6 protein-coding genes are annotated in these 19,544 nt (G+C 75.6%); 5 read left to right on the top strand and 1 reads right to left on the bottom strand.

From position 1 onward, the window contains the following. Positions 1 to 17: 17 nt before the first annotated feature. Positions 18 to 13,802: a type I polyketide synthase gene (locus ABTZ17_RS16885; RefSeq protein ID WP_352196393.1), complete on the bottom strand. Its 13,785-nt coding sequence runs from the start codon at positions 13,800 to 13,802 to the stop codon at positions 18 to 20. A 336-nt stretch (positions 13,803 to 14,138) separates the two neighbouring features. On the opposite strand from ABTZ17_RS16885, the gene ABTZ17_RS16880 reads away from it, so the two are divergent. The 5 genes from ABTZ17_RS16880 (at position 14,139) to ABTZ17_RS16860 (ending at position 19,322) form a co-directional block, all read left to right on the top strand. After that, on the top strand, positions 14,139 to 14,522 hold the full coding sequence (locus ABTZ17_RS16880) for a YybH family protein (protein ID WP_352196392.1): 384 nt from the start codon (positions 14,139 to 14,141) through the stop codon (positions 14,520 to 14,522). A 141-nt stretch (positions 14,523 to 14,663) separates the two neighbouring features. Then, positions 14,664 to 15,092 carry a YybH family protein gene (locus ABTZ17_RS16875; protein WP_352196391.1) on the top strand — a complete coding sequence of 143 codons (429 nt, stop codon included), beginning with the start codon at positions 14,664 to 14,666 and terminating at the stop codon, positions 15,090 to 15,092. A gap of 160 nt (positions 15,093 to 15,252) precedes the next feature. Beyond that, a complete protein-coding gene (locus ABTZ17_RS16870; RefSeq protein ID WP_352196390.1) occupies positions 15,253 to 16,002 on the top strand; it encodes a thioesterase II family protein in 750 nt (249 codons plus the stop codon). Positions 16,003 to 16,084: 82 nt separating this feature from the next. Then, on the top strand, positions 16,085 to 16,822 hold the full coding sequence (locus ABTZ17_RS16865; protein ID WP_352196389.1) for a 4'-phosphopantetheinyl transferase family protein: 738 nt from the start codon (positions 16,085 to 16,087) through the stop codon (positions 16,820 to 16,822). Between the two features lie 307 nt (positions 16,823 to 17,129). After that, positions 17,130 to 19,322: an ATP-binding protein gene (locus tag ABTZ17_RS16860; RefSeq protein WP_352196388.1), complete on the top strand. Its 2,193-nt coding sequence runs from the start codon at positions 17,130 to 17,132 to the stop codon at positions 19,320 to 19,322. Positions 19,323 to 19,544: the final 222 nt, after the last annotated feature.

The raw sequence follows: 19,544 nt of genomic DNA, 5'->3' as shown, positions 1-19,544 counted from the left end.
TGCCGCCGGGCGGCGGGTCACTCGAGCTCGTCCAGGAGCGCGAAGAGCTCCTCGTCGCTGGCGGTGTCGAGGTCCTGCTCCTCCTCGGCGAGGAGGCCGGGGCCGCCGGCCGGGGCGCCGACGGACTCGGCGGCCTTGAGGAGTTCCCGGAGCCGGGCCGTGATCAGGTCCTGGGCCTCGGCGTCGGGGCCGGCGGCCGCGATGGCGGCCTCCAGTCCGGCGAGCGGGGCGAGGACCGGGTCGGCCGCGGAGCCCTGGGTGTCCTCCAGGGCCAGTTCGCCGAGCAGGTGCGCGGCGAGGGCCTGCGGGTTGGGGTGGTCGAAGACCAGGGTGGTGGGCAGCCGGAGGCCGGTGGCCCGGTTGAGCTGGTTGCGGAGTTCCACCGCGGTCAGGGAGTCGAAGCCGAGCTCCTGGAAGGCGCGGTCGGCCTCGATCCCGCCGGGGTCGGCGTGTCCGAGGACGGCCGCGACCTGGGCCCGGACCAGGTCGGTGAGGGCCCGCTGCCGCTCCAGGTCGGAGAGGGCGGCGAGGCGTTCGGCGAGCGGGGCCTCCCCGGCCGCGGTGCCGGCCGCCGCGGCGGTGGCGGTGCGGCGCCGGGCGGGTCCGGCGAGGGCCCGCAGGACGGCGGGAAGGTCCTCGCCCCGGCCCCGCAGGGCCGCGGCGTCCAGGCGGCTGACCGCCAGGACGGGTTCCCCGGTGACGGGGGCCCGGTCGAAGAGCTCCATGGCGTCCCGGGTGCCCAGGGGCAGCAGGCCCACCTTGGCCAGGCGGCGCAGGTCGGTCTGGTCGAGGCCGCCGGAGAGGGCGCTGGCCTCGGCCCACAGGCCCCAGGCCAGGGAGGTGGCGGGCAGGCCCAGGGCCAGCCGGTGGGCGGCCAGGGCGTCCAGGAAGGTGTTGCCCGCCGCGTAGTTGGCCTGGCCCGCGGTGCCGATGAGGCCGGCGACCGAGGAGTACAGGACGAAGGCGGTCAGGTCGAGGTCCCGGGTCAGCTCGTGGAGCAGCCAGGCCGCGTCGACCTTGGGCCGCAGGACGCGGTCCAGCTGGTCGGCGGTGAGCTGGGCGGTGACCCCGTCCTCCAGGACGCCGGCGGTGTGCACGACCGCGGTGAGCGGGTGTGCGGCCGGGATGGCGTCCAGGACGGCGGTGAGGGAGGCCCGGTCGGTGACGTCGCAGGCGGCGATCTCGGCGTGGGCGCCGAGTCCGTCGATCTCGGCGGCGAGTTGGGCGGCACCGGGGGCGTCCGCGCCGCGGCGGCTGAGCAGCAGCAGGCGGCGGGCGCCGTGTTCGGTGACGAGGTGGCGGGCGAGGACGGCGCCGAGGGCGCCGGTCGCGCCGGTGATCAGGACGGTGCCCTGGTCCCAGCGGGGGGCCGGGAGGTCCGCGGCGGCTTCGGCGCGGGCCAGGCGGGGCACCAGGAGGGCGCCCGCGCGGACCGCGGTCTGCGGTTCGCCGCCGGCCGCGGCGGCGGCGAGCAGCCGGTCCCGGTCGGTGGCGGGGGCGTCCTGCGCCGGGTCGAGGTCGACCAGCTGGATGCGGCCCGGGTTCTCGGACTGCGCGGACCGCAGCAGGCCCCAGAGTCCGGCGTGGACCAGGTCGCCGACGTCCTCGCCGGGGGTGGTGGCGACGGCGCCGCGGGTGGTGACGAGGAGCCGGGTGTCGGCGAGTTCGTCGGCCGCGAGCCATTCCTGGACGGTCTCCAGGGTGCGCAGGACCGCGGCGCGGGCCCGCTCCGGGAGGCTGCCCGAGCTGTCGGCGGTGCTGTCGGTGCTGCCGGTGCTGTCGGGGGTCGCGTTCTCGGGGAGGGCGGGCAGCAGCAGGACGGTCGGGGCGGGGGTGCCCGCGGCGACCTCGGCGGCCAGGGCGGCCGGTCCGGAGTGGGCGGGCAGGGTGCCGCCCGCGAGCGGGGTGGGCTCTCCGAGGACGGCCCAGCCGTCGGTGCCGGGGGTGCCGGTCGGGGCGGGCAGGGCGTTCCAGGCCACCTTGAGGAGGCCGTCGCGGCCGGTGTCGCGGGCGGCCTTGAGGGCCTCGGCGGACAGCGGGCGCAGCAGCAGGGATTCGGCGCCGGCGACCGGGTTGCCCGCCGCGTCGGCGACGGTCAGCGCGGCCTCCAGGGAGCCGTCGCCGGGCCGGGTGAGGGCCAGGCGGACCCGCAGGGAGGTGGCGCCGGTGGCGTGCAGGCCCACGCCGGACCAGGAGAACGGCAGCCAGGAGGTGCCGCCCTCCTCGGCGACACCGGGCAGCAGCGGGTGCAGGGCGGCGTCCAGCAGGGCCGGGTGGAGGCCGTACCGGCGGGCCTGGTCGCGCTGCTGCTCCCCGAGGACGACCTCGGCGAAGAGGTCGTCGCCGGCCTTCCAGAGGCGGGTCAGGCCGCGGAAGGCGCCCTCGTAGCCGTAGCCGGAGTCGGCGAGCCGGTCGTAGACCCCGTCGAGGGTGACCTCGGTGGCGCCGGCCGGGGGCCAGGCGAGGAGTCCTTCGGCGGGGGTGGTGCCGGTGCCGAGGCGGCCTTCGGCGTGCAGGTTCCAGGGGGTGTCGGCGCCGTCGGTGCCGTCGGGGCGGGTGTGGAAGGAGACGGAGCGGCTGCCGTCGGCCTCCGGTTCGCCGACGACGATCTGGAGCTGGAGGCCGGCCTTCTCGGGGAGGACCAGCGGGGCGGACAGGGTCAGTTCCTCGACGCGGTCGCAGCCGACCTGTTCGGCGGCCCGGAAGGCCAGTTCGAGGAGGCCGGTGGCGGGCAGCAGGACGGTGCCGTGGACGGCGTGTCCGTCGAGCCAGGGGTGGGTGCGGCGGGAGAGGCGTCCGGTGAGGAGGTAGGCGTCGCGGTCGGCGACCCGGACGGCCGCGCCGAGCAGCGGGTGGCCGGCGGCGGCGATCCCGAAGCCCTCGGCGTCGCCGGGGGTGTCCGGGGCCTCCAGCCAGTAGCGGCCGTGCTGGAAGGCGTAGGTGGGCAGGTCGGTGCGGCGGGCGCCGGGGTAGAAGGCGGCCCAGTCGGGGCGGGCACCGCGCAGGACGGCGCCGGTGAGGGCGGCGGCCACGGTGTCGGCCTCGCGGCGGCCGGAGCGCAGCAGCGGGACGAGGAGTCCGGCTTCGCCCTCCAGGCAGTTCTGGGCCATGGCGGTGAGGACGCCGTCGGGGCCGAACTCCAGGTAGTCGGTGACGCCCTGGGCCTCCAGGTAGCGGATGCCGTCGTGGAAGCGGACGGCCTCGCGGATGTGGCCGGCCCAGTAGTCGGGGGAGGTGAGCTGTTCGGTGGTGGCGAGGACGCCGGTGACGTTGGAGACGACGGGGATCTTCGGCGGGTGGAAGGTGAGGCCCTCGGCGACGCCGCGGAACTCCTCCAGGACCTCGTCCATGTGCGGGGAGTGGAAGGCGTGGCTGACGGGGAGCCGCTTGGTCTTGCGGCCCTGGCGGCGCCACACCTCGGTGATCTCGTCGACGAGGGGGGCGTCTCCGGAGATGACGGTGGCACGGGGGCCGTTGATGCCGGCGATGGCCACGGCGTCGTAGTCGTAGTCCTCCAGGAGGGAGCGCACCTCCTCCTCGCCGGCTTCGAGGGCGGCCATGGCGCCGCCGTCGCGGGCGGCCTGCATGAGGCGGCCGCGTTCGGCGACCAGGGCGCAGGCGTCGGCGAGGTCGAGGACCCCGGCCAGGTGGGCGGCGGTGACCTCGCCGATGGAGTGGCCCAGGAGGTAGTCCGGGGTGATGCCGTGGTGTTCGGCGAGGCGGAACAGGGCGACCTCGACGGCGAACAGGGCGGCCTGGGTGAAGGCCGTCTGGTCGATGAGCGCGGAGTCCGCGGAGTCGGCGGGGGCGAACAGCACCCGCTTGACGGGGAGGACCAGCTCGGTGTCGAGGTGGCGGCAGACCTCGTCGAGGGCGTGGGCGAAGACCGTGGAGGTCTCGTACAGCTCGCGGCCCATGCCCAGGCGCTGGCTGCCCTGGCCGGTGAAGAGGAAGGCGGTCTTGCCGCGGCGGGGGCCGCCGGAGCGCAGGACGCCGGGGGTGTCGGTGCCGTTGGCGAGGGAGTCGAGGGCGTCGAGGAGGGTGGTGCGGTCGCCGCCGAGGACGGCGGCGCGGTGCTCCAGGGCGCCTCGGGTGGTGGCGAGGGAGAGGCCGGTGTCGGCGGCCGCGGTCTCCGGGGCCGCGGTGAGGTGGGTGTGGAGGCGGCGGGCCTGGAGGCGGAGGGAGCCCTCGTCCTTGGCGGAGAGGATCCAGGGCAGGACGCCGGTGCCGGCGGGGCGTTCCGGGGCGGCCTGGGGGGCCGGTTCCGGGGTGGCGGGGGCCTGCTCGATGATCACGTGGGCGTTGGTGCCGCTGATGCCGAAGGAGGAGACGCCGGCGCGGCGCGGGGCACCGGTCTCGGGCCAGGGGACCTCTTCGGTGAGGAGTTCGACGGCGCCGGTGTCCCAGTCGATGTGCGGGGACGGGTTCTCGGCGTGCAGGGTGCGGGGCAGGGTGCCGTGCCGCATGGCCTGGATCATCTTGATGACGCCGCCGACGCCGGCCGCGGCCTGGGAGTGGCCGATGTTGGACTTGAGGGAGCCCAGGTAGAGCGGGCGGTCCTCGGCGCGGTCCTGGCCGTAGGTGGCGAGGAGGGCCTGGGCCTCGATGGGGTCGCCGAGGCTGGTGCCGGTGCCGTGGGCCTCGACGGCGTCCACGTCGGCCGGGGCGAGGCGGGCGTTGGCGAGGGCCTGCTGGATGACGCGTTCCTGGGCGGGGCCGTTGGGGGCGGTCAGGCCGTTGGAGGCGCCGTCCTGGTTGACGGCGGAGCCGCGGAGCACCGCGAGGACGCGGTGGCCGTTGCGGCGGGCGTCGGAGAGCTTCTCGACGAGGAGGAGGCCCACGCCCTCGGCCCAGCCGGTGCCGCCGGCCTCGGCGGAGAAGGAGCGGCAGCGGCCGTCCTCGGAGAGGCCGCGCTGGCGGGAGAACTCGACGAAGGTGCTGGGGCCGGACATCACGGTGACGCCGCCGGCCAGGGCCAGGTCGCATTCGCCCTGGCGGAGGGCGTTGGCGGCGAGGTGCAGGGCCACCAGGGAGGAGGAGCAGGCGGTGTCGACGGTGACGGCCGGGCCTTCGAGGCCGTAGGTGTAGGACAGGCGGCCGGAGACGACGCTGGAGAGGTTTCCGGCGAGGAGGAAGCCCTCGAACTCCTCGGGGCTCTTGGCGAGCCGGGAGGCGTAGTCGTCGTACATGGCGCCGGTGAAGACGCCGGTGCCGGTGCCGCGGAGGGTGGCGGGGTCGATGCCCGCGCTTTCGAAGGTCTCCCAGGCGGTCTCCAGGAGGAGGCGCTGCTGGGGGTCGGTGGCGGTGGCCTCGCGGGGGGACATCCCGAAGAAGGCGGGGTCGAACCGGTCGGCCTCGTGGAGGAAGCCGCCGTGGCGGGTGTAGGAGGTGCCGGTCTTCTCGGGGTCCGGGTCGTAGAGGGAGTCGAGGTCCCAGCCGCGGTTGACGGGGAACTCGCTGATGGCGTCGACGCCGTCGGAGACGAGGCGCCACAGGTCCTCGGGGGAGCTGACGCCTCCGGGGAAGCGGCAGGCCATGCCGACGATGGCGATGGGTTCGTCGGTGGTGGTCCGGGAGCGGCGGGCGGGGGCCGTCGTGGCGGCCTTGGTGCCGGCGGTCTGCCGGTGCAGGTGGGCGGCGAGGGCGGCGGGGGTGGGGTGGTCGAAGACGGCGGTGGCGGGGAGCCGCAGGCCGGTGGCGGCGTTGAGGCGGTTGCGGAGCTCGACGCCGGCGAGGGAGTCGAAGCCGGTCTCCTTGAAGGCGCGGTCGGGGTCGACCTGGGTGGCGGAGGAGTGTCCGAGGACCCCGGCGACGATGCCGCGGACCAGGTCGAGCACGGCTTCCTTGCCGTCCTGCTCAGGGAGGGCGGCGATCTGGCCGGCCCAGCCGTCGCCCGCGCCCTGGGTGGTGGGGCCTTCGGCGGCGCGGGCGGTGGTGCGGCGGGGCCGGACCAGTCCGCGCAGGAGGGCGGGGAGCACGGGCAGGTTGCGCAGGCGGGCGGTGTCGAGGAGGGCGGGGACGGCGAGGGCGTCGCCGCCGGAGAGGGCGGCGTCGAAGAGGGCGAGGCCGGTCTCGGGGTCGAGGGGGTCGACGCCGGCGCGGTTCCAGCGGGCCAGGTCGGACTGTCCGAGGTGGGCGCCCATGCCGTGGCTGCCGTCCCACAGGCCCCAGGCCAGGGAGGTGGCGGGGCGGCCCTCGGCGTGCCGGTGGGCGGCGAGGGCGTCGAGGTAGGTGTTGGCGGCGGCGTAGTTGGCCTGGCCGGCGGTGCCGGTGATGCCGGAGACGGAGGAGAAGAGCACGAAGGCGGCCAGCGGGTGTTCGCGGGTCAGGTCGTGCAGGTGCCAGGCGGCGTCGACCTTGGGGCGCAGGACCCGGTCGAGCTGTTCGGCGGTGAGGGATTCGATGGTGGCGTCGTCGAGGACGCCAGCGGTGTGGACGACGGCGGTGAGCGGGTGCTCGGGGGCGATGCCGTCGATGAGGGCGGCCAGGGAGTCGCGGTCGGAGGCGTCGGCGGCCGCGGTGGTGACGCGGGCGCCGAGGTCGGCGAGTTCCACGGCGAGTTCGTCGGCGCCGGGGGTGTCGGGGCCGCGGCGGCTGGTGAGCAGCAGGTGGCGGACCCCGTGTTCGGTGACGAGGTGGCGGGCGAGGAGCCCGCCGAGGCCGCCGGTGCCGCCGGTGACGAGGACGGTGCCCTCGGGGTCGAGGCGCGGGGCGTCCTCGGCGGCGGGGGTCCGGTCGCGGGTCAGGCGCGGGACGCTCGCGGTGGTGCCGCGCAGGGCGAGCTGGGGCTCGTCGCCGGCGAGGGCGGTGGGCAGGAGTTCCTCGGCCTCGGGGCTGCCGTCGGTGTCGACGAGGACCACGCGGCCGGGGTGTTCGGACTGGACGGCGCGGAGCAGGCCCCAGGCGGGGGCGGCGTCCAGGCCGGTGACGGGCTCGCCGGGCCGGGTGGCGACGGCGTGGGTGGTGACCACGGCGAGGCGTACGGCGTCCAGTCGGGTGTCGGCGAGGAACCGCTGGGTGAGGGAGAGGACGCGGGCGACGGAGGCGCGGGCGACGGCCGGGTCGGGGGTGTCCCCGGCTGCGGTGCGCAGGACCAGGACGTCGGTGCCCTCGGCGGCGTCCTCGGGGAGGGTCTCCCCGGTGACGTCGGTGAGGCGGGCGGGGGTGCCGGCCGGGGTGTGGGGGGTCCAGTCCACGGTGAACAGGGCGTCGGTGCGGCCGCCGGCGGCGGGGGCGACGCGGTCCTTGGCCACGGGCAGCAGGGCCAGGGACTCCACGGTGGCGACGGGGCCGCCGGTGCGGTCGGCGAGGTGCAGGGTGACGGTGTCGCGGCCCGCGGGGGCGATGCGGACGCGCAGGGTGGTGGCCCCCGCGGCGTGCACGGCGACCCCGCTCCAGGCGAAGGGCAGCCGGATCAGTTCGGGCTGGGCCGGGTCGGCGGCGTCGAGGACCACGGGGTGGAGGACGGCGTCGAGGAGGGCGGGGTGGACGCCGAAGTGGGCGGCGGCCTCGTGCTGGGCGTCGGGCAGGGCCACTTCGGCGTAGGTGGTGCCGTCGTCGCCGCGCCAGACGGCGCGCAGGCCCTGGAAGGCGGGGCCGTACTCGTAGCCGAGGGCGGTGAGCCGGTCGTAGGCGTCCTCGACGGGCTGGGGTTCGGCGTCGGCCGGCGGCCAGTCGCGCAGTTCGTCGAAGGCGGCGTCGGCGGGGGTGTTGGGGCCGGTGGCGAGGGTGCCGGAGGCGTGCCGGGTCCAGGGGGCCGGGTCCTCGTCGGCCTGGTCGGGGCGGGAGTGGACGGTGAAGGTGCGGCTGCCCGCGGAGTCGGGGCCGGAGAGGGTGACCTGGACGCGGACGGCCTGCTGCTCGGGGAGGGCCAGCGGCGCTTCGAGGGTCAGTTCGGCGAGGTGTCCGGCGCCGGCGTTCTCGCCGGCGGCGACGGCCAGTTCGAGGAAGGCCGTGGCGGGGACGAGGACGGTGCCGTGGATGCGGTGGTCGGCCAGCCAGGGGTGTCCGGCGAGGGACAGCCGGCTGGTGAGGACCAGTTCCTCGCGGTCGGCGAGTTCCACGGAGGTGGCGAGCAGCGGGTGTCCGGCCGGGTCGAGGCCCAGGCTGCGGGCGTCGGTGCGGTCGGGGGCGGCCAGCCAGTAGTGGGCGCGCTGGAAGGCGTAGGTCGGCAGTGCGGCGCGGGTGGTGCCGGGGTGCAGGGCGGCCAGGTCCAGGGGGGCGCCGGCGGCGTGGGCGGCGGCGAGCCCGGTGGCGAGGACGGCGGCCTGCGGGCGGCCGGCGCGCTGGAGGGCGACGGCGCTCGCGTGTTCGGTGGCGAAGGAGCCCGCGGCCATGGCGGTGAGGACGGCGTCGGGGCCGACCTCGACGAAGACGGTGGCGCCCTCGTCCTCCAGGGTGCGGACGGCGTCGGCGAAGCGGACGGCGCCGCGGATCTGGCGGACCCAGTAGTCGGCGGTGAGGAGGTCGTCGCCGGCGGCGGTGCGGCCGGTGACGGTGGAGACGACGGGGATCCGGGGGGCGTGGTACTCCAGGCCCTCGGCGACGGTGCGGAACTCGTCGAGGACGCTCTCCATGTGCGGGGAGTGGAAGGCGTGGCTGACGTTGAGGCGGCGGGTCTTGCGGCCGCGGTCGCGCCAGAGGGCGGCGACCTCCTCGGCGGCGTCGGCGTCGCCGGAGATCACCACGGAGGCGGGGCCGTTGAGGGCGGCGATGTCCAGGCGGCCGGTGTACGGCAGCAGGGTGTCGGTGACCTCGTCCTCGGCGGCCTGCACGGCGATCATGGCGCCGCCGGGGGTGGCGGCCTGCATGAGCCGGCCGCGGGCGGCGACCAGGGCGGCGGCGTCCGCCAGGGAGAGGACCCCGGCGACGTGGGCGGCGGCCAGTTCGCCGATGGAGTGTCCGGCGACGGCGCCCGGGGTGAGGCCGTGGGCCTCCAGGAACCGGTAGAGGGCGACCTCGACGGCGAACAGGGCGGGCTGGGTGTAGCGGGTCTCGTGCAGGAGGGCCGCGTCGGCGGAGTCCTCGGGGGCGAAGGCCAGTTCGCGCAGGGGGCGTTCGAGGTGGGCGTCGAGGGCTTCGGTGACGGCGTCGAAGGCGGCGGCGAAGACGGGGTGCGCCGCGTACAGCTCGCGGCCCATTCCGGCGTACTGGGCGCCCTGGCCGGTGAAGAGGAAGGCGGTGCGGCCGGTGCGGGCGGCGCTGCCGGTGACCAGCTGGGGGGAGTCGGCGCCGCGGCGCAGGGCGTCGAGCCCGGCGAGGAGTTCGGCGGTGGTGGTGCCGGTGACGGTGGCGCGTTCGGTCCAGCGGGCGCGGCCGGCGAGGGCGCGGGCCACGGCGGCCGGGTCGCCGGCCTCCCGTCCGGTGAGGTGCGCGTGCAGGGCCTCGGCCTGGGCGGTGAGGGCTTCCCGGGCGGGGGCGGAGAGGTGCCACAGCACGGGGGCCGCGGGGGTCGCGTCCTCGGCGGGGGCGGTGGTGGGGGCGGCCGGCTCGGGCTCGGCCTGCTCGACGATGACGTGGGCGTTGGTGCCGCTGATGCCGAAGGAGGAGACGGCGGCGCGGCGGGCGCGGCCGGTGTCGGGCCAGTCGCGGGCCTCGGCGAGGAGTTCGACCTGTCCGGTGCTCCAGTCCACGTGGGGGGTGGGCTCGGAGACGTGGAGGGTCCGCGGCAGCGTGCCGTGGCGCATGGCCTCGACCATCTTGATGACGCCGCCGACACCGGCGGCGGCCTGGGAGTGGCCGATGTTGGACTTCAGGGAGCCCAGGTAGACGGGGGTGTCGGCGCGGCCGGTGCCGTAGGTGGCGAGGATGGACTCGGCCTCGATGGGGTCGCCGAGGCGGGTGCCGGTGCCGTGGGCCTCGACGGCGTCGACGTCGGCGGTGGTGAGGCGGGCGTCGGCGAGGGCCTGCCGGATGACCCGCTGCTGGGAGGGGCCGTTGGGGGCGGTGAGGCCGTTGGAGGCGCCGTCCTGGTTGACGGCGGTGCCGCGGATGACCGCGAGGACCTGGTGGCCGTTGCGGCGGGCGTCGGAGAGCCGTTCGACGAGGAGCAGGCCGACGCCTTCCGCCCAGGAGGTGCCGTCGGCGTCGGCGGAGAAGGACTTGCTGCGGCCGTTGGCGGCGAGGCCCCGCTGGCGGGAGAACTCGACGAACATGCCGGGGGCCGACATGACGGTGGCGCCGCCCGCGAGGGCGAGGGTGGTCTCGCCGGAGCGCAGGGAGCGGACGGCCATGTGGAGGGCGACCAGCGAGGAGGAGCAGGCGGTGTCGACGGTGACGGCGGGGCCGACCAGGCCGAGCTGGTAGGCGATGCGGCCGGACATGACGCTGCTGGTGCTGCCGGTGAGGAGGTAGCCCTCCACGCTCTCGGGGGCGTCGTGCAGGCGGGGCCCGTAGTCGAGGGCGGTGGCGCCGACGAACACGCCGGTGCGGCTGCCCTGGAGGCTGTGCGGGTCGATTCCGGCGCGCTCGACGGCCTCCCAGGCGGTCTCCAGGAGGAGCCGCTGCTGGGGGTCCATGGCGAGGGCCTCGCGGGGGGAGATCCCGAAGAACCCGGCGTCGAAGAGTCCGGCCTCGTGGAGGAAGCCGCCCTCGCGGACGGAGCTCTTGCCGGAGCGGCCGGGGTCCTGGTCGTACAGGTCCTCGGGCCAGCCGCGGTCGGTGGGGAAGCCGGAGATGGCGTCGGTGCCCTCGGCGACCAGCTTCCACAGGTCCTCGGGGGAGCCGACGCCGCCGGGGTAACGGCAGGCCATCGCGACGATGGCGATGGGCTCGTCGTCGGGGAAGGCGCCCGCCGTGAAGTCCTCGTCGGCGGTGGCGGCGCCGGTCAGTTCGGCCTCGGCGTAGGCGATGAGGGCGGCCGGGGTGGGGTGGTCGAAGAGGAGGCCGCTGGGCAGGGCGAGGCCGGTGGCCTCGGCGAGGCGGTTGCGGAGCTCCACCGACATCAGGGAGTCGAAGCCGAGGTCCTTGAAGGTGCGGCGCGCGTCGACGCGGTCGCCGGGGCCGTACTCCAGGACGGCGGCCACGTGCGCGGTGAGCAGCTCGGTGACGGCCGCGGTCCGCTCGGTCTCGCCCAGCCCGGCGAGGCGGGCGCCGAGTTCGCCGCGGGGGGTGCGGGCGGCGGGCTCGGCGGCCGGGGTCGCGGCGGGGAGGGCGGTGCGCTCGGCGGGGGTGCCGGAGACCCAGTGGTGGCGGCGCTGGAAGGCGTAGGTGGGCAGCGGGACCCGGCGGGCGCCGGTGCCGCGGTAGTAGCCCTCCCAGTCCACGGCCGCGCCCCGGACGTGGAGGGTGGCGAGGGCCGTGAGGAGGGTGGCGGGCTCGTCGCGTCCGCGGCGCAGGGCCGGTACGGCGCCTTCGGCGAGGGCGGAGAGGATGCCGTCGGGGCCGATCTCCAGGAGGGTGCCGGCGCCTTCGGCGGTGAGGGTGGTGACGGCGTCGGCGAAGCGGACCGCGCCGCGGACCTGGTCGGCCCAGTAGGCGCCGGTGCGCAGGTCGTCGCCGGTGGCGAGGCGGCCGGTGAGGGTGGAGACGACCGGGATGCGGGGGGCGTGGTAGGTGAGGGTGTCCGCGAGGGTGCGGAACTCCTCCAGCATGGGGTCCATGAGGGGGGAGTGGAAGGCGTGGCTGACGGTGAGCCGCTTTGTCTTGCGGCCCTGCTCCGTCAGTCGGGCCGCGACCTCCAGCACCTCGGTCTCGGCGCCGGAGATGACCACGGACTCGGGGCCGTTGACGGCGGCGACGGAGACGCGGTCGGTGAGGTCGGTGAGCAGCGGGAGGACTTCCTCCTCCGTGGCCTGGACGGCGACCATGGCGCCGCCCTTCGGCAGGGCCTGCATCAACCGGGCCCGGGCCGCGACCAGCTTCGCCGCGTCGGCCAGGGAGAACACCCCGGCCACGTGCGCGGCGGCCAGCTCACCGATGGAGTGACCCGCCACGAAGTCCGGAGTCAGACCCCAGGACTCGACCAGCCGGTACAGGGCCACCTCGACGGCGAACAGCGCCGGCTGGGTCCACCCCGTCTCGTCCAACCCCTCCCCCGAAACGATCACCTCGGTCAGCGAGCCACCGAGCAGCGGATCCAGGACCTCCGCGATCTCGTCGAAGGACTCGGCGAACACCGGGAACGCCGCGTACAACCCACGCCCCATCCCCGCCCGCTGCGCGCCCTGACCGGTGAACAGGAAACCGGTGCGGTCGTCCCGGACGCTGCCGGTGACCGTGCCGGAGCCGGGCAGGCCCTCGGCGAGGGCGGTCAGGCCGGCGAGGAGGGTCTCGCGGTCGGCGCCGAGGACCACGGCGCGGTCCTCGAAGGCGGTGCGGGTGACGGCGAGGGAGTGGCCGAGGTCGGCGGCGGCCGTCTCCGGGTGCGCGGCGACGTGCTCGGCGAGGCGGCGGGCCTGGGCGCGCAGGGCCTCGGGGCCGCGGCCGGAGAGCACCCACGGCAGCGCTGCGGGGGCCGCGGTACGGGCCGGGGCGGCGGGCGCGACGGGGGCGGGGGCCTCGGTGAGGACGACGTGGGCGTTGGTGCCGCCCATGCCGAAGGAGGAGACGCCGGCGACCAGCGGGCGATCGGGGTGCGGCCACGCGGCGAGGGCGCGCGGCACGGACAGGCCGAGGGCGTCGAGGTCGATGGCCGGGTTGGGGGTCTCGAAGTTGAGGCTGGCGGGGATCTCCCGGCGGGAGATGCTCAGCAGGGCCTTCAGGAGGCCGACGATGCCGGCCGCGCCCTCCAGGTGGCCCACGTTGGTCTTGGCGGAGCCGACCAGGAGGGGGTCGCCCTCGGGGCGGTGCGCGCCGAGCACGCTGCCCAGGGCCCCGGCCTCGATGGGGTCGCCGACGGGGGTGCCGGTGCCGTGCAGCTCGACGTACTGGACCTCGGCCGGGTCGGTGCCCGCCTTGTCGTACGCCTCACGGAGGACCTGGCGCTGGGCCTCGCCGCTGGGGACGGTCAGGCCCGGGGTGGCACCGTCGTTGTTGACGGCGCTGGCGCGGATGACTCCGTAGACGTGGTCGCCGTCGGCGAGGGCGCGGTCCAGGGGCTTGAGGATGACGGCGCCGCCGCCCTCGCCGCGGACGAAGCCGTTGGCGCGCGAGTCGAAGGTGTAGGCGGTGCCGTCCGGGGAGAGGCCGCCGAAGCGCTCCTCGGTGACGGCGCTCTCGCCGAGGATGTTGAGGTTGACGCCCGCCGCGATGGCGGTGTCGGACTCGCCGGAGCGCAGGGACTCGCAGGCCAGGTGGACGGCGACCAGGGAGGAGGACTGGGCGGCGTCGACGGTGAGGCTGGGGCCGCGCAGACCGAGGTGGTAGGAGACCCGGTTGGCGATGATGCCGCGGTTGACGCCGGTCATCGTGTGCTGGGTGATGGCCTGCTCGCCGTACTGGTTGACCAGGCTGGTGTAGTCGTCGCGCAGGGTGCCGACGAAGACGGCGGTGCGGGAGTCGCGCAGGCGGGCGGGGAGCACCCCGGCGTCCTCCAGGGCCTCCCAGGCCAGCTCCAGGACGAGCCGCTGCTGCGGGTCCATGGCGGCGGCCTCGCGGGGGGAGACCCCGAAGAAGCCCGCGTCGAACTCGCCCAGGGCGTCGAGGAAGCCGCCGCGGCGGACCCCGGAGCCGGTGCCGGGGGCGGCGGTGTCCCAGCGGCCCTCGGGGGCGTCGGTGATCGCGTCCCGGCCCTCGCTCAGCAGCCGCCAGAAGGCCGTCGGGTCCGGTGCCCCGGGCAGCCGGCAGGACATGCCGATGACGGCGACGGCGCCGTCGTTTCCGCGCGGCGCCCGGTTCTCCACAGAATTGCGATTACTCGTCATCGCGCTCGGCTGCCCTTTCCCTGGCTGTTTTCAAAACGGCCTTGATTTCTCTGATACGGCACACGGGTCTTTGCGTTCTCGTTAGACTCCCGATCCGGATGGCCGGGGGTCGCATTCCGCACATGACACCGCATCACCGACCCTAAGACCGGCCGACCTGTCCCCCGTCAACGCCTGCTCATGACCGGGTAACCGCCGGAAGGAACGGGAGATGTGGCCGCCGTTACTCCGCGGTGGACCGCCGGTGAGACGCCCTGCTCTACGTTCTTGACAGATCTGCACGGAACTTCGCGATTTGTTTGCGGCAGACCGGAAGAAAGTAGGAGCACACTCCTCATGAGCAATCTCACCAACGACGTCGAGAAGCACACCGCGCTGTACGAGGCCGCCTTCAACCGGGGCGACGTCGACGCGGTGAACGCGATGTACACCGAAGAGGCCGTGGCGGTCTGGGAGCCGGGTGTCCCGCTCACCGGGCAGGCCCGCAAGGACTCCGTCAAGGAGTTCCTGGCCCTGAAGCCGAAGATGAGCGCCCGCCCGCGCCAGTCCTTCGTGACCGGTGACACCGCGCTGCTGATCGTCGACTGGTCCATCGCGACGGTCGACGAGTCGGGCGAGCCCGAGATCCTGACGGGCGTCGGCGTCGACGTCCTGCGCAAGGGCGAGGACGGCAACTGGCGTTACGCGATCGACGACCCGTACGGCGAGCAGCAGCTGTAGGCACGCCCCGCTACGCACGGCGGTGCCGGTATCACGGGTGATCCGGGCCGCCGGCACCGCGCAAGGTAATTGCCGGTGCCGAATCCGAGTGTCCAGCCCGGCGTTCGTATGCCCTGGCCAAGAAAGCAGGATCCCAGTTTCATGAGCAGCATTCCCGGCATCACCATCGACTTCGACGTCAACAACCCGGACCTCACCGGTGACGGCGACACCCAGAACGAGATCTTCATCCAGCTCTTCAACTCGGGTGACGGCGCTCTCTTCGACCTGCTCTACCGCGACGACGCGATCTCGAACTTCTCCGGGGAGCCGCTGACGGGCGAGGCCCGTACGGCGTTCTTCAAGGAGTTCCTGGCCCCGAAGCCCTTCCTCAAGGCCGAGATCACGCACTCGTACGTCGCCGGTGACGTGGCCCTGATCGGCGTGAAGTTCAGCGTCGACAGCACGGGTCCGGACGGTGCGCCCGTCCGCATCGAGGGCAACTGCACGGACGTCCTGCGCAAGGGCGAGGACGGCCGCTGGCTCATGGCCGTGGACCGTCCGGTGGCGGGGACCCTCCTGCCCGAGTGACCCGCTTCCGCGGGCCCGTCCTTCCGCACGGGGACGGGCCCCGGAACCGGCCCCCGGTTCCTCCCGGACGAGACCCGGCGGGCACCGGCGGGCACCGGCCCGGCCCGAGCGGGCCGGGCACGACCCGACACGACACGACAGGACCCCGGAGAGGGACAGCGTGAACAGCAAGTGGCTCCGACAGTTCGCACCGGCCGCCGGTGAGGGGCTGCGCCTGGTGTGCTTCCCGCACGCGGGCGGCTCCGCCAGTGCCCTGGTCCCGCTGGCGCGGGCCCTCGGTGACCGCCTCGACGTGTACGTCGTGCAGTACCCGGGCCGTCAGGACCGCTACCGGGAGGAGCCCTTCCGGAACATCGCCGCGCACGCCGACGCCCTCGCCCGCGAGATCGCCCCGCTTGCCTCGGAGCCGTACGCCTTCTTCGGGCACAGCATGGGCGCGGTCCTGGCCCACGAGACCGCCCGCCGGCTGTCCGACGCCGGGCTGCCCGCGCCCCGCCGCCTCTTCCTCTCCGGCCGGGGCGCCCCCACCGGCCGGCCCAGCGTCCACGACCGGCTGAGCGGCGACGCCGAGGTGCTGGCCGCCGTCACCATGCTCGGCGGGACCGGTCCGGCGGTGCTCGACGACCCCGAGCTGCGGGAGATGGTGCTGCCCGCGCTGCGCGCCGACTACGCCGCGCTCGGCTCCTACGACTCGGCCCCCGGCACGCCGCTGGACACCGGGATCACCGCCCTGATCGGGGACTCCGACCCGGTGGTGACCGTCGCCGAGGCCGCCGCCTGGGAGGAGCACACCACCGGCGACTTCCGCCTGGAGGTCTTCCCCGGCGGCCACTTCTACCTCGACGAGCACACCGAAGCCCTGTCCTCGGCCGTCGCCGAGGGCTTTCTGGCCACGGACCCGCAGGCATGAGCCGCCCCGCGCCGCGGGATCCGTCCGAGGGGCGGGCGCGGCGGACCTGTCGTCCGCCCGCCCGCCCCGGGGCGCGTCCGGCGTGTCCGCGGTGACCGGGACCGCCGCGAGGCTGCCGGACACCGGGACCGCCGCGCTCGTCGGCGCGCTGCTGCCCCGCTCCGCCGTGGCCTCCGAACTGTGGCAGGACCCGCCCGGACCGCCGGTGCTCTTCCCCGAGGAGGAGCGCGTGGTGGCGGCCGCCGTGCCCGCGCGGCGCGCCGAGTTCGCCACCGTGCGGCTGTGCGCCCGGCGGGCCCTGGCCGGGCTCGGCCTCGCGCCCGGCCCGCTGCTGCCGGGAACCGCCGGTGCCCCGCGCTGGCCCGACGGGGTGGTCGGCACGATGACCCACTGCCGGGGCTACCGGGCCGCCGCCGTGGCCCGCCGTACCGACCTGGCCGCGCTCGGCCTGGACGCCGAGCCGAACGAACCGCTGCCGCAGCCCGGCATGCTGGAGCTGGTCTCGCTGCCCGAGGAGCGCGGACAGCTCCGCTCGCTCGCCGCCCGCCGGCCCTCCGTCTGCTGGGACCGGCTGCTCTTCAGCACCAAAGAGAGCGTGTACAAGACCTGGTACCCGCTGACCGGACGGCCGCTGGACTTCGACGAGGCCCGCATCGACCTGGACCCGGCCGGCACCTTCCGCGCCGAACTGCTCGTGGACGGGCCGGTGGTGGACGGGATCCGCGTCACCGCGTTCGAGGGCCGCTGGCGCACCGGTCGGGGCGTCGTCGTGAGCGCCGTCGCACTGCCGCCCCCGGGCTCCGCGCCCGCCGCCGCCTGAACGAGATCCGGCCACGGCCCCCCACCGGCCCGTACGGGAATTCCCGGGCGGGCCGCGATGCTTCCCGGAGCATACGGGGGGCAAACCCCCCACCGGGCAGTTCCTGCGGGATTCTCGTGGGATTCCAGACCGCCTCAAGAGCCCCGTGCCATACTCCAAAATAAAAAAACCGGCCAGTCCGGTTTCCGGTCATTTCGGATGGACTCCGAGCATGCCGGTGATGCGCCGGTGAGCGCCATGGAGTTACCGGACGGAACCGTTTCCGAAAACGGCTAGGTCTGATTCCTGAAAACAGGGGGAGTGGGCTGTGCAATTCAGATTGCTGGGGCCTTTGGAAGTGACCTCGGGGGGAGAACTCGTACCACTCGGAGGGAAGAAGCAGCGGGCGACGTTGGGCGCGCTGCTGCTGCGGGCCAATCGGGTCGTCGCCACCAGTGAGCTGGTGGGCGCCCTGTGGGACCCCGAGGAGGTGCCGGTGACCGCCCGGAAGATCCTCCACAACGCGGTCTGGGGGCTCCGCTCGATGCTGGCGGCGGGCCCCTCCCCCACGCTCGGGGAACCGTCCGCGCTGGTGACGCAGGCCCCCGGCTACGTACTCAAGGTCGACCCGGAACGGGTCGACCTGTCGGTCTTCCGGCAGTGCGTCTCCGAGGGCCGCGCCGCCCTGGCCGCCCGGTCCCCCGAGACCGCGGCCCGACTGCTGCGCGAGGGCCTGGACCTGTGGCGCGGGCCCGTCCTCGCCGACCTGGTCGAGTCCGGGATCTCCTGGCCCGAGCTGGACGCGGTCAACCGGGCCCGGCTCGACGCCCTGGAGGACCTCTTCGAGGCCGAACTGGCGTGCGGCCGACAGCACGCGGTGCTCGGCGAGCTGACCGTGCTCGTCGAGGCCGAGCCCCTGCGCGAGCGGGCCTGCGGCCAGCTGATGACCGCCCTGTACCGCAGCGGCCGGCAGGCCGACGCCCTCAACGTCTACGACCGGGTGCGCTCCGCCCTCGTGGAGAACCTGGGCCTGGAGCCGGGCCGCGGCCTCCAGATGCTCCAGCGGCAGATCCTCACCCACGACCCCGCCCTCGGCGCGGGCACCGAGCCGGTGCCCGCCGCGGTCACGGAGCCCCGGCGCGCCGCGGCCGTCGTCCCCGACCGGCCCGCTCCGGTCCCCGTGCGGCCCGCCGTCGCCCCGGTGCCCGCGGTCCCCCGCCCCACCGGACCGCGCGCCCCCGCGCCCGCGGCGGGCGGCGGGGTCCGTCAGGGCAGCACCACCGTGACCGAGCGGATCCCGGTGAGCGCCGTGCTGGTCAGCGTCCGCCACGAGGAGCCGGCGGGCAGTTCCCCGCGCGAGATCGACTCCGCCCTCGGCGGGGCCGGCGACGTGATCAGCGAGGTCGTCGAGGAGTTCGGCGGGACCATGGTGGCCGCGATCGGCTCGGTCTCCCTGGCCCTGTTCGGCGTCCACGAGCCGCGCGAGAACCACCCCGGGCGAGCCGTGGAGGCCGCCCTCGCCCTGCGCGACCGCTTCCCCGCCGGACACGGCACCGCGCTGCGGGCCGCCGTCACCACCGGGCAGGCCCTGGTGCGGCTCTGCCCCGACGCGGGCGGAGCCCTGCTGTCGGCCGCCGGCGCGCTGCTGGACGACGGCCGGACCCTGCTGGCGCAGGTGCCCGACGGCCAGGTCTGGATGACCGGCGCCACCCGACTGGAGACAGGCGACACCGTGGGCTTCCGCGCCACCGGCGGACCCTCCGACACCTGGCAGGTCCTGGGACTGCGCACCGCCGCCCTGCCGTCCGCGGAGCGGGCCCACGAGCTGGGCGTGCTCAACGGGCTGCTGGACTGGGCCCGGTACAGCAGCGCCCCGCACCTGGTCACGGTGCTGGGCGCGCCGGGGGTCGGCAAGACGCACCTGCTGACGGAGTTCGAGCGGGGGCTGCGGCGGCGGGCCGAACCGGCGGGCCGGATCCTGGCCGCGCGGGAGCCCGCCGAGGACGGGGCGCTGTCGTTGGCGGCGCAGATCCTGTCCGGGTACTGCGGGGTGCTGCCCGGGGAGGGCGAGCGGACGGCCCGGGACAAGCTGTCGGCGGCGGTGTGGCGGCTGCCGTTGGCCGCGGCGCGCCGGGCCCAGCTGCACCGGATGCTGCTGGGGCTGCTGACCGGCCGGGGCCCGCAGCGCGGGCGGCCGGGCGAGGTGTTGGACGCGTGGGTGGAGTTCCTGACGGCGGCGGCCGCGATCGAGCCGGTGGTGATGGTCTTCGACGACGTGCACCTGGCCGACGACGCCCTGCTGGACCGGCTGGAGCGGCTGGCGGACGGTCCGGGCAGCGCGCCGCTGCTGGCGGTGGCCACGGCCCGGCCGGAGCTGCTGGAGCGGCGTCCCGGCTGGAGCGGCGGGAAGGCCCGGGTGTCCACCCTGACCCTGCGGACCCAGCCCCTGGAGCGCGCCACCGCGGGGGTGGCGCGGTCCGGGCCGCCCGCGGAGCGGGCGGTGGCACCGGTCGCCGTGTGAACGAGGACCGCGTGGACGGGGGTCGCGGGAGCGGTCTCCGCGCGCGGGGCGGCCGCCCGGGCCGCAGGCGGGGACCCCGGCCGCGGCGGCGGCCGGGGTATCCCGCCCCGCTGCCGCGCCGTCCGGCATCGACGCCCTGGGCATCGAGGAGCACCGGGTCTCCGAACACGAGGTGCCCGGCACCGTGCGGACCATGCTGCGGCTGCACGAGAAGCAGTGGCG

Source organism: Streptomyces sp. NPDC097619 (genome assembly GCF_040302735.1).
Taxonomy (GTDB): Bacteria; Actinomycetota; Actinomycetes; order Streptomycetales; family Streptomycetaceae; genus Streptomyces.
This window is presented reverse-complemented; position numbering and strand designations above follow the sequence as displayed.